This window comes from Annamia dubia NIES-4383 (genome assembly GCF_055394725.1).
Genome location: NZ_AP025630.1, coordinates 517,630 through 530,366, shown reverse-complemented (window position 1 = coordinate 530,366; position 12,737 = coordinate 517,630). Strand labels below are relative to the sequence as shown.

The following is a 12,737-nucleotide window of genomic DNA, read 5'->3' as shown; positions in this document are numbered from 1 at the left end:
CATATTACTATAAGATTAAATTATTAACAAAAGTTATTAAATTTGACATTGGAGCAATAAAATCAGGCAAATTAACTGTAATATTTTTCGCAATAAAAGCTTGATCAAAAAACTTTAACATCCCTCTTTGTTGAGGATTATTAATTTCGTCATAAAAATTAATAGTTGCAAAACAAATTTTAGGTAAATTATCTACATTATAAGAAATATCATATTTATCTTTAACAGAGCAATCATTTGAGGTGGCAATTTCCATTAATAATTTCCATTTATAAGTTTGTGCCGCTCTTTCTCTTAAAGAAGTTTTTAAAGATAAAATGATACATTGATCTAATTTATTGTCTTCTTTTAGAGAATAAATTATTAAATCACAATCTGGTTTTTGAGTTTCTCCACCAATATTAATTGTAGCAATATTTTGAAATCCATCAATAACAGATGGTTGACTGGTAATAAAAATTTTTTCTTTAATATTACCAACTATTTTATTTTTCAGAAAAATATAAATAACAGCAAAAGGAAATGTATTTCCAACAACGGTTTTTTTTGCTTGACTTTTATCTTTAATTATGTTTTCTTTTAAACGCTTATCTAAAATTTGATCAACTTCTGAATGAGCAGAAGTAATAATTTTATTTAATTCATTAAAGACTAATTTACAGCCTTCTTTTTGATCTTTAAATGATTGGATAAAATTATCTATTCTTGATAAAGTTGGTTGCATATAATATGCAGATTGAATTTTTTTTAATTCTTTGAGTTCTTGTTGATTTAATTGATAAGTCATAATGGTATTATTTAAAATAATAATTAAGCAAAAACTAAAGGCATTTCTAATTGTTTAACTTGAGTAAATTTAACTATTTCAGACTTATTTAAAGATTGAATCATTGCTTTAGCTATTTCTTTAACAATAGGTACAGCAACAGAATTTCCAAACTGTCTATAAGCTCTAGTATCACTTACTGTAATTTTAAAACTATCAGGAAAACCTTGCAACCTCGCACATTCTCTAGGCGTTAATCTGCGAGGATTTTTATCTTTTTGAGGTATTAAAATTTCCGATCCATCTTTATAATATCTCGCACTCAGGGTACGACTTTTTCCTTCTAAATTAACTAAACCATAACCAAAACCATTACCTTTTACTTTATGTTTTTCAGCATAATTTTGTAAATATTGCCATAAATGATCGGTTAATGTATATTTTTGATCTACATTATTTTCTAATATATCTTTAATCTTAATATCTATCTCTTTTATATTAGGAAATTCAAATTTTATTGGTTCTCTAAAACCTACTAAAAAAATTCTTTTGCGATGTTGAGGTAATAATAAACTAGCATCAATTACTTGATAATAAAGATAATAACCTAATTCCTCGGTTAAAGTTTTTTCAATAATTTTAAAAGTTTTTCCCTTGTTATGACTGAGTAAATTTTTAACATTTTCTAATAAAAAAGCTCTCGGTAATTTTTCCTTTAAAATTCTGACTATTTCAAAAAATAAAGTTCCCTGTGTAGGATGATTAAAACCATGAGCATTACCTAAAGCATTATGTTTAGTTACTCCAGCAATACTAAAAGGTTGACAAGGAAAACCACCAGTTAAAATATCATGATCTGGTATCATTTTAGCATCTATTTTTTGAATATCTCCGGCGGGTAAATCACCAAAATTATCTTGATAAACTTTTTGAGAAAATTTATCCCATTCTGATGCGAAAACACATTCACATCCTAAAGATTCAAAAGCTAAACGAAAGCCCCCAATACCTGCAAATAAGTCAATAAATTTTGGTGTATTAAAAATATTTAATTTCGATGTTATCATGATCAAAAAATAGTTTTTTTCTATTTTAACATATTTTTATCCTTAAAGAAAAGTCGGGGATTTTTTCAATCTCCGACTTTTTATTGTTATATTTAATTTAATATTAATAATATTAATATTAAATTAACCCATTAAAATAACATTATCAATTACATGAATTACGCCGTTATCTGCTTCAATATCCGCCATAATTACCGTAGCATTTTTAACTTCAAAATTATCACTACAATCAATAGAAATTGGTGATCCTTCCACAGAAATCACAGAATTAACCTTTTCTAAATCGGCTTTCATTAATTTTCCGGGTACTACATGATAGGTTAAAATTCGTGATAATTGGGGTATATTTTGCACTAAAGTGGTGATAGTTCCGGGTGGTAATTTAGCAAAAGCTTGATCCGTTGGTGCAAAGACTGTAAAGGGGCCGGGGCTATTTAAAACATCAACTAAATTGGCGGCACTAACGGCAGTAACTAAGGTTTTAAAGTTATCATTATTAACAGCAATATCTACAATTGTAGGCATTTTTAAAAACTCCTTGTTAATGATTTTTTCAGATTGAATAAATGTTTAATTTTTGACTACCTCAAAGTCGGAGATTTTTAAAATCCCCGACTTTTTATTATCTATAATCAGGATTTTGAATATCTCTTAAACGAGCTTCTGGACGTTTAAAACGATCCATTTGTGCCTCGAAAAATTGACGATTTTTCATTAAATGTTTCGGGTTTGGATCATCTAAGGGATATAATAAAGCTGTTCTTAATGCTTGAATAACTGCGGAAGTTACGTTATACATTGAACGCTGAAAAGTAATACCTAATTGGATCAATTCATCATCTTCTCCTCGACAATTTTTCTTGTAATATTCTTTTAAATAATCAGGTAGAAAATGATACATATCATCCATTAATAATGTTGGTGGTATTCCTGCTGTTCCAACGGGGAAAACATCAGCATATAAAATGCCATAATGAAAGTCTTTTTGATGTTCGGGAACTTGTTTTGCTTGGGCATTATAAGACTTAGTTCCTCGGAAGGGTGCGGTGCGATAAAATACTGCTTCTACATAAGGTAATGCCGCTTCATATAACCATGTAAAACCTTTAGATTTTGAGATGATTTCGTAACATTTTCCATCAATATAAACATGATGATAAATAGGTCTTCCGGCGATGGCAAAAATACCATTAACTAAGAAATTCATAGCATCAGGAACGCCTTTAAAACCTCCTTCATCATAAATATCTGACATTTCGTAAAACACAGGACACATTACTTCCCAAAATAGGCCTAAGTTAGAATAATAAGAAAGTTGTCTGACCTGTTCTAAGAACATTTCAGGAAATAATTTATATAACCCTAACATTACAGGATTTCCTTTAAAATAAGCCTTAATTGCTAGATCTGCGTTATGTTTATATTCGTCACTGTCTAGGTAAGAATCAAATTTACCCATGCCCATATCACGACCGTGCCAATACATTGCCCTCATACAAGCTTCGGCAAATTCCATATTAATTCGGTCATGCCAGAGATGATGAAAAAGTTTTGAACCTTTGATAGTTTCCCCTTTTTCCATAAACTCAATTAATTCGGGATGGGCTTCAGCAATACCTCGCCAAATTCTTAAGTCTGCTGTGTCTCCTGCGTAGTGATTTTTTAAGTCTAAATATTCTTTAGGTAGGAAATATTTAAAGAAGGGTAAGGGGTTTAAAAATACTCTTTCAGCTATATATAATAAGTCGCGCCAATAGAAGTCCATTGGCACAGCATAAGCTTTATAAATGCCGATAATTTGCATTAGATTTTCAGGGGTATCTGGTAACATTGAGCCACCTGCTTCTAAGCGATGAATAATATCAGCAAATTCGTGAGTTGATGGGGGAATTTTGGTTAATATTTCTGTCATTTTTGATTCTCCTGTTAATTATTAAAAATTGAATATTTACAATTATTATTATTGGTGTGCAACAGGCATCTTGCTTGTAAAAAAAATGAATTTTTTAGGATTAATTGATTGCAAAAATCTTTTTTAGTTAGTTAGAAAGCAAGATGTCTGTACCACAATCAATAATTAATAATTTTAAATTAAATTAATTTTTTACAATTTTCACAGCCAAGATGCCTATGTCACATTAATTAATTATTTTTGAGCAATTTCAACATTAATAGGTGTTAAAGTTGCAATTAAATGATCCGTTGTGGGTTCGATCCAACGGGTTAAATATTGAGGTTGAATACCTAAGAATAAAATCAAGGCCGCTAACACAAATGCGGGGATTTTTTCTAATAATAAAACTTTGGGATAATAAGCAAGTTTATTATCCAGTTTTCCGAAACAGGTACGATTTAAAAGTATGACGAAATAAACCGCAGTTAAACCCGATGCAATAATACATATTAAGGTTGCGATGGGAAAGATAATAAAACTACCTTGAAAAATGATAAATTCTGAGATAAAACCAACTAATCCCGGAATACCTGCACTTGCCATTCCTCCCCCAATTAATAAGGCACTTGTTAATGGTAAACCTCTAATCGGATTCATTAAACCGTTAAGTTTATCTAAATCTCTTGTACCTGTTTTTCTTTCGATAATTCCTACTAGATGAAATAGTAAAGCTAAAATTAATCCATGACTAATCATTTGCGCTACTGCACCTAATAAACTTAACTCGGTTGCGGCCGCACAAGCTACTAAAATATAGCCCATGTGACCGATAGAACTATAGGCTACCATTCGCTTAATATCTTTCTGGGCAATAGCAGCTAAAGCCCCATATAATACGGAAATTGTGCCAATTAAAGCAAGTCCGGGAGCGACTAATTTCCAAGTATCAGGAAATAATTGTAAACCAAAGCGAATTAAGCCATAAGTTCCTAATTTTGCTAAAATTCCTCCTAATAAAATTGTGGTGGCTGGTGATGCTTCAACGTAAGAATCTGGTAGCCAAGTATGCAAAGGTACAAGGGGAATTTTGATCCCAAATCCAATTAATAATAGGGTTAAAAGAATGAATTTTGTATTAGCAGATAAAGCTAAAGTATGAATTTGACTATAATCAAAACTGCCCGATCCACTAAACCAAGTTATGCCTAAAAAAGCGGCTAATACTAATAGTCCAGAAACGGCTGTATAGAGTAAAAATTTAATGGAAGCATAGCCTTTTTTCTCTCCTCCCCAAATGGCAATCATTAGATAAAAAGGGATTAATTCTAATTCATAGAAAATCAAGAAAAATAATAAATTACCCGCCATTAATGCGCCTGAAATTCCCGAATTAATTAATAAAATTAGGGCATAATAAAGGCGAGGGCGTTCTACTTTTTCCCCGATGCTATAGATAGCAATTAAGGTTAATAATCCATTTAAAAATACTAAGGGTAAGGATAAACCATCTACTCCTAAACTATAGTTTAATCCGATTTGAGGTATCCATGTTACATACTCGGTAAATTGCATTTTTGAGATGCCTAAATCGAATTGACTTAATAAATAAATACTTAAACAAAGGGCAACAAAAATAAATAAGGTGGTGATATTTCTTAAAGTATTGGTTTTTATGGGATTGGGTAAAAAACCAACTATTAAAGCCCCGATCAAGGGTAGCCAAAGAATTAAACTTAATGTCATTTTTTTCTATTATTAAGTTAAGGTTTTTAGTATTTAGATTGCTTTTAAATGAATTTCAAAGCTAAAAATAAGGTTTGATCTTAGCCTTGAAATTAATTTCAAGGCTTTTTTTTAAACTAAATTAGGAAAAAGAGGAAAGCAAATTAACAAGATAAATAGGGCAAGTCCAAGTACAATAGAAAGGGCATAAAATTGAGCTTTTCCTGAAACATTATACTTTAAACTTTGTCCACTAAAAACAGTTGCTAAACCCACAAAATTAACTACTCCATCTACAAAATATTTATCAAACCAATCAATAATTTTGGAGATGAATCCTACCACGGCCACAATTGTTAAACGGTACAATTCTGGGGTGTACATATCATAAGCAAAAAAGTCTTGTAATGCTTTTGGCTTAAGTTGAATTGGTTTTTGAATTTTATCATTTAAGTAGATATAAGCACTAATTCCCGCTCCTAAGAGAGTAGAAATAATTAAGCTTATTACTACGCTTAAATTTAATTCATTTAAACTAGGTAAAACCCCTAATTCTGATAAAATAATAGGTACATGAATTGAAATTCCGGCGGTGATCAGAGTAGGTAAAACTAAAGCCCATAAAGGCTCAGGTGATCTCACCGTCATTTCTTTAGGTTTACCACAGAAAATTAAGCAAAATTCTCTGGTAACACTGAAAGTTGTTAAGCCATTAACTAGGTTAATAACTATTACTAAAAAAGGATAGTTTTCTGTTAATAAATTACTACTAATTTGTGCTAGAGACCAAAACCCGCCTAAAGGGGGAAATGCGACTAAGGAAGCCGCCCCTATTAAATAGGCAATTCCTGTTAGTGGTCGGCGAGAAAATAGCCCTCCGTATTGGGTTAAGTCTTGGGTAATATTTGTTAACACAACTGAGCCGACACTCATTACTAAAAGTGCCATTGCTACGGCATAGGTGAGTAATACTAAAAGAATTGTTTGAGCCTGTTGTGTCCCTACGGCAATAAATAATAAACCCATGTAAGCACTAACAGTATAGGACAGGGATCTTTTAATATCAATTTGGGCGATGGCAATTAAAGAAGCCCCCACCGCAGTGATAGCACCAACGGTAATAATAGCAGTCGAAATTACAGGGGAAAGGGTAAAAATTGTCTGTAATTTAATTAAAACCCAACCACCGGCCGCCACAACTAAACTATTTCTTAAAATGGTCGCAGGAACGGGACTTTCCATCGCTTCGTCTAACCAAAGATGAAGGGGAAATTGCGCACATTTTCCTAAAGGGCCGGCCATTAAAGTTAAGCATAATAAATTAGCAATTGTAGGAGAAATATCGGCAGTTTTTGCCCAAATTTCTAACTCATGAAAATTCCATGTTCCGGTTAATGGTAAGAGTGCTACTACCCCCATTAATAAGAATAAATCTCCTACCCTTTTTGTTAGAAATGCGTCTCTAGCTCCCGTTACTACAAGGGATTGATTGAACCAATAACCAATTAAAAGATACGTTCCTAGAGTTAAAATTTCTAAGATTACATAGCTAAAAAAGAGGTTATCACATAAAACTAAACTACACATTCCCGCTTCAAATAAACCCATTAAAGCGTAAAATCTAGCCCAACCCCAATCCATTTCTAAGTAACCGATCGCATAAATTTGGGCGGCTAAATTTAAGGTTGTAATTAATACTAAAGCCCCCACCGTTAAAGTTGATATTTCTATATCAAAAGTGAGGTATAAAGTATTAAGTTTTAACCAAGAAAATGAGATTAATTGAGCAGGAGTTCCCCAAATTTCTTTTAAGGCTAATAAACTATGCACCCAAGCAACTATGGTCATCACAATATTAAGATAACCAGAAGGCCTTGGGCCAGTTTTTCTGATAATTCCAGGAAACCAGAAAATAGAAAGTAAAATTCCAATTAAAGTATAAATCGGAATTAACCAAATACTGTTACTAAAAAAATAATTCATGTGATTTTTATTTAATAGAAAAAAATCAAAAAATGACATAGAAAATTGATACAATTAGAGTAATATTCTCTTTTGTATTATTTATGATTTTAAATATGACTAAAACATCCCCCGTTTTTTAAAACATTTAAAACATGGGGGTTATGTTTTAACTGAAAGATTTTTTTGATTGATTTGCTTTTATTTTATCAATAGACATTGATAAAAGTCAATACTTATTTTTATATTGATAGATTTTTAAGTATATAATTTTTTCTTATATCATAAGCAAAGCCATAGGTAAAACACTATTAAAAGTTGATGGCTACCCCCTACGGGTGAAAATGCCGTGCAACCCTAGAGTTTTACAGGCCATAAAAAACCCTCATTAGGATTAAAATTAAAGGTAAATTTTAATATTTATTTTGATTCATAAACCGGAATATTTTTACTTTCAGTTAATATAAATTTTAAAAAAGCTTGAGCCACAACTGATAATTGTTTTCCCGTTAAATAGGTAGCATACCAATTTTTATTAATGGGAAAATTCTGCACATCAAGAATTGCTAATTCCCCACTTCCTTCACTGATTAAAGTATGACGTGATAACACAGAAATTCCTAGACCTCCAGCGATTGCTTGTTTAATCGCTTCATTACTACCTAATTCTAACCTAACTTTAACTTCAATATTATGTTTATTAAATAAATTTTGAATCGCTTTTCTTGTGCCAGAACCTGCTTCACGCATGATAAAAGTCTCATTATTAAGAGCAGTAATGGGAATATTTGTTTGATTAACTAAGGGGTGATCTTTTCTGGTTACAACCACTAAAGGATTATCTAAAAAAGCCTCACCACAAAGGTCTATTTCTTGAGGCATATTACTTAAAATATATAGATCATCTTGGTTTTTTAACATTCTTTTTTGTAAATTTTCATGGTTAAGAAACTGTAGAGAAATATCAATATCTGGATACTTTTGACAAAATAAACCTAATAGACGGGGAATAAAATATTTAGCAGTAGTAATTACACTTAAACTTAATTTTCCCTTTTGCATCCCTTGAAGGGCGGCCACTTTCATTTCAAAATTATCAAGACTGCTAAATATTTCTTGACAAGTTTCTAATAAAGCTTGACCTCCATCTGTTAAATAAAGTCTTTTTCCGATCTGTTCAAATAACGGCAAACCGATCGCTTGAGTTAACTGTTTGATCTGAGTTGAAACCGTAGGCTGAGTAATCATTAATTCTTCTGCGGCCTTCGTAAAACTGCCCTGTCTAGCACATACTTCAAATACTTTTAATTGATGTAAAGTCGCTTTTTTCAAAACAAAATCCTCCGTAATTTTTAACTTTTTCTGTTATTTATTGATATATTTAGTACATATATTGATGTTTGTCAATATAAAAATCAATTTATATAGTCTTTTGTTTATCAAGGAGCGATTTAATTAGTTATCAAAATTTTTGAACAACTCAAATCGAATTTTCTGATCTTAACTGCCCACAGGCCGCATCGGCTTCTAAGCCTCTGGAATAACGCACAGAAACCTCTATTTTAGATTTTTCTAAAGCCTCTTTAAACTCATTAATCCTGTTTTTGGTTGGACGCTGAAAATCGGCTTCACTAATGGGATTATAGGGGATTAAATTAACATGACTCTGAAATCCTTTTAAATGTCTGGCTAATTCCTCCGCTTGAGTAGGAAAATCATTAACATTTGCGAGTAAAATATATTCAAAAGTAACTCGTCTTTTGGTAATTTTAACATATTCCCTACATTCATTTAATAAATCTGACAGAGGATAATGAGTTGCCGTTGGGATTAATTTGACCCTTAAATTTTGGTTGGGGGCATGGAGACTCACCGCTAAAGTGGCTTGTAACTGATATTGTGCCAGTTGACGGATTTTTCCGGGGATGCCAACGGTGGAAACCGTCAGCGATCGCGCCCCAATACCCAGATCGTGATTTAATGATTTTAAAGCCTTAACCACCTCATCTAAATTCATCAAAGGTTCACCCATGCCCATAAATACCACATGGGTAACACGGCGATCGAAGTCTTCCTGTACGGTTAAAACCTGATCAATAATTTCATGGGCTTTTAAATTACGAGTAAAACCGCCCTTACCTGTGGCGCAAAACTCACAAGCCATCGGACAACCAACTTGAGAGGATACACAAACGGTTAAGCGTTTGGCCGTGGGAATACCCACCGTTTCGATCGTTTTACCATCAGCTAATTTTAATAAATATTTACGAGTTTGATCCGGTGCAATACTACAATAATCAATGGTAGATCTACCAATCGAATAATTAGCTAATTGTTCGCGCCATTGTTTAGGAAAAACAGAAATATCTTGTAAATTTCTGACCCCTTTTTGATAGATATATTGATATAATTGTTGACCACGATAAGCAGGTTGATCTTGGGAGATCACCCATTGAGTTAATTCTTCTAAAGTTTGACCTAATAAGGGTTTTTCTGTGATTAAAGGTTTAATTTCTGTTAACATAATGATGGAATAAAAATTAAGTGAATAATTAATAATTAATAGTTGTATTTTATAATTTTCTCAAATTTTCCCGACATTCTTGTAAATTGCGATCGAGCCTAAAAATGGCTTTTCGATATTTGATTGAGGAAAAATACCAAATAGAATCGATCCCTATGGCTAATCCTATCATAAAACTGATTAATACATTCATAAATTCGATTTATTTTTGATGATCTATTAAGTTTTTAAGATAATTGTTGAAACTGTTTTATTTTTATTTAACAATTGATAATTAATTTTACTTAAAAGTAAAAGATTGAAAATAAAGAAAATTTTTTTAAATTTTACCCTTTAAAGGGCAACTTTTCAAGGGAATTAACAAATTATCAATTGAGGAATTGAGTATTTTATTATTAACTCTTAATCGAGAGGATTTACTCATCAGATTTAAGTCAGAATTAAATTAATTTATCTGTAAATTCTGATTTATTTTGACAAAAAATCAAGGGTATTTTAAATTAGTGTAAAAGTCTCCGACTTTTCTACTATTAAAGTAGTATCATCAAAAATAACTGAAATTAAAAAATAATTGTTATAATCAAATCGTGATCAATCTTTAATAAGTATTAATTCATACAATCTTAACTTGGAATGTATCTACATCAATATTATTTAAAAATATTAATATTCAAATGTCTCATTTGTTATGAAAAAAATTAAATTAATTACTTTCGGTTTAACCTTATCTTTATCATTTTTAGCATTAATTAATCCCGTTAAAGCGGTGGAAACAGCTAAACCAAAAATTCAAATAGCAATCTTACTAGATTCTAGTAATAGTATGGATGGCTTAATTGATCAAACTCGTTATCAATTATGGGAAATTATTAATTCTTTAACTAAAGTTACTAAAAATGATGAAAAACCTGAATTAGAAATAGCTTTATATCATTATGGTAATGATTCTTTACCCTCTAGTGAAGGTTATTTAAGGTTATTAAATGATTTTACAACCCAATTAGATCTAATCTCAGAAAATCTTTTTGCAATTCAAACAAATGGTGGTGAAGAATACGCCGGATGGGTGATCAGATCTGCTGTCAATCAGTTAGAATGGAGTAATTCTGATCAGGATTTTAAAGCTATTTTTATCGCCGGAAATGAGCCTTTTAATCAAGGCTCTGTTGACTGGCAAGAAGCTGTTAATTTAGCAAAAGATCAGCAAATTTTAGTTAATACAATTTATTGTGGAAATGAAGAAAGTGACGAGCGATCGCTGTGGGCAATGGGGGCTGAAACAAGTGGCGGTAGTCATGTAATTATTAATCAAAATGAAACTCTTACTTTCGTAGAATCCCCCTATGATAACGAAATTACCGCTTTAAATGAACAATTAAATACCACCTATATTCCCTACGGTGTGGAAGGGGAAATCGGCTTAACTCGCCAAGCTATGGCCGATGCCAATGCTGGATCTCAAATCGTGACAAGGGGAACATCTAAAGTTTCTGAATTTTATAATAATGCTTCTTGGGACTTATTAGATGCTATTTCAGAAGAAGCAGTTAATTTAGAAACTTTAGAGGCGAATCAATTACCTCTTGAAATGCAAACTATGACAATAGATGAACAAAGAGAATATATAGAACAAAAACAAGATCAAAGGGTGCAAATTCAAGCTAGAATCAGGGAATTATCCCTTTTAAGGGAACAATATTTAGCTCAACAACAGGCTAATCAAAATCAAGAAGATACCCTTAATTTTGTGATGATTAGAACTTTAGAAAATCAATTAGAAAATCAAGGCTATACTATCAATAATTGATAATTGATAATTGATAATCAATAGTTTACAAATGACTAATTTATTTATTTCTTTTTACAGAATAGGTTAAAAAATCATAAGCTAATTTGGTATTAGGAAAAATTGCCCTCGCTTCCTCTAATAAATTATTTAATTGAATCGGATTTCCGGGGGCATAACGGGGGCTAAAATGGGTTAAAATTAATTTTTTTACCTGTGCCGCTAAAGCTACCTGCGCCGCCATCGTTGACGTTGAATGAAGGCGATCGAAAGCCATTTGAGCATCTTGATGGGAAAATGTGGCCTCATGGATTAAAACATCAGCATTTTGAGCTAGATCGATCGCCGACTCACAAAACACTGTATCCGTACAATAGACTACTTTTCTCCCAATTTCCGTTTCCCCACAAAAATCCGTACCCTTGATCACCCTCCCATCCTCAAGGGTGACAGTTTTACCCTGTTTTAACTTGCCATAAACAGGGCCGGGGGGAATATTCAACGCCTTCGCCTTTTCCAGATTAAAAGTACCCGGCCGATCCTTTTCCGTTATTCGATAGCCAAAAGCCGTCACCCGATGTTTTAAAGGTAAACAACTCACACTAAATTCTGAATCTTCATATAAAATTCCCGTTTGTGATACATGAACTTTTATAGGATAAGCAAAATGAGTTTGAGAATATTTAGTACAAGCACTCAGATAAGCCTCTAATCCGGGGGGGGCATAAATATCCATCGCTTCCACATTTCCCGCCAATCCACAACTGGCCAACAGCCCCATTAAACCGAAAATATGATCACCATGTAAATGGGTAATAAAAATACGCCGGATTTGAGAGGTTTTAATGTCACTGCGCAAAAGTTGATGTTGAGTGCCTTCCCCACAGTCAAACAGCCAAACTTCCGCCCTTTGAGGCAGTCTGAGCGCCACACTCGACACATTTCGGCTTTTTGTTGGTACGCCTGAACTTGTCCCTAAAAAAGTAATATCCACAATTAAAATTTAAAATTGACAA

General features: G+C 32.1%; 11 protein-coding genes. 1 reads left to right on the top strand and 10 read right to left on the bottom strand.

What is annotated here, in order from left to right:
• Positions 1-7: 7 nt before the first annotated feature.
• From Anndu_RS02570 to Anndu_RS02530, 9 genes are all read right to left on the bottom strand, one after another.
• Positions 8-787 carry a BsaWI family type II restriction enzyme gene (locus Anndu_RS02570; RefSeq protein ID WP_464102861.1) on the bottom strand — a complete coding sequence of 260 codons (780 nt, stop codon included), beginning with the start codon at positions 785-787 and terminating at the stop codon, positions 8-10.
• 23 nt (positions 788-810) lie between these two features.
• Entirely contained in the window at positions 811-1,833 is a 1,023-nt protein-coding gene (gene dcm / locus Anndu_RS02565) for a DNA (cytosine-5-)-methyltransferase (RefSeq protein WP_464102860.1), read from the bottom strand.
• 123 nt (positions 1,834-1,956) lie between these two features.
• Positions 1,957-2,358, bottom strand: coding sequence for a fasciclin domain-containing protein (locus Anndu_RS02560; RefSeq protein WP_464102859.1), 402 nt, complete (start codon positions 2,356-2,358; stop codon positions 1,957-1,959).
• Between the two features lie 97 nt (positions 2,359-2,455).
• Positions 2,456-3,745 carry a CO2 hydration protein gene (locus tag Anndu_RS02555; protein ID WP_464102858.1) on the bottom strand — a complete coding sequence of 430 codons (1,290 nt, stop codon included), beginning with the start codon at positions 3,743-3,745 and terminating at the stop codon, positions 2,456-2,458.
• Positions 3,746-3,979: 234 nt separating this feature from the next.
• Positions 3,980-5,470 (bottom strand): NADH-quinone oxidoreductase subunit M, encoded by a 1,491-nt coding sequence (locus Anndu_RS02550; protein WP_464102857.1) that lies wholly within the window; start codon positions 5,468-5,470, stop codon positions 3,980-3,982.
• A 111-nt stretch (positions 5,471-5,581) separates the two neighbouring features.
• Complete coding sequence (locus Anndu_RS02545; protein WP_464102856.1) at positions 5,582-7,432, bottom strand: NAD(P)H-quinone oxidoreductase subunit F; 1,851 nt, start codon at positions 7,430-7,432, stop codon at positions 5,582-5,584.
• Positions 7,433-7,831: 399 nt separating this feature from the next.
• Positions 7,832-8,743 carry a LysR substrate-binding domain-containing protein gene (locus Anndu_RS02540; protein WP_464102855.1) on the bottom strand — a complete coding sequence of 304 codons (912 nt, stop codon included), beginning with the start codon at positions 8,741-8,743 and terminating at the stop codon, positions 7,832-7,834.
• Positions 8,744-8,891: 148 nt separating this feature from the next.
• Positions 8,892-9,935 (bottom strand): dual-specificity RNA methyltransferase RlmN, encoded by a 1,044-nt coding sequence (gene rlmN / locus Anndu_RS02535; protein ID WP_464102854.1) that lies wholly within the window; start codon positions 9,933-9,935, stop codon positions 8,892-8,894.
• Between the two features lie 49 nt (positions 9,936-9,984).
• The gene (locus Anndu_RS02530) at positions 9,985-10,128 is read right to left on the bottom strand and encodes a hypothetical protein (protein WP_464102853.1); all 144 of its coding nucleotides are present in this window, start codon (positions 10,126-10,128) and stop codon (positions 9,985-9,987) included.
• A 495-nt stretch (positions 10,129-10,623) separates the two neighbouring features.
• On the opposite strand from Anndu_RS02530, the gene Anndu_RS02525 reads away from it, so the two are divergent.
• On the top strand, positions 10,624-11,742 hold the full coding sequence (locus Anndu_RS02525; protein ID WP_464102852.1) for a vWA domain-containing protein: 1,119 nt from the start codon (positions 10,624-10,626) through the stop codon (positions 11,740-11,742).
• A 40-nt stretch (positions 11,743-11,782) separates the two neighbouring features.
• On the opposite strand, the gene Anndu_RS02520 is transcribed toward Anndu_RS02525, so the two are convergent.
• Positions 11,783-12,715: a ribonuclease Z gene (locus Anndu_RS02520; protein ID WP_464102851.1), complete on the bottom strand. Its 933-nt coding sequence runs from the start codon at positions 12,713-12,715 to the stop codon at positions 11,783-11,785.
• Positions 12,716-12,737: the final 22 nt, after the last annotated feature.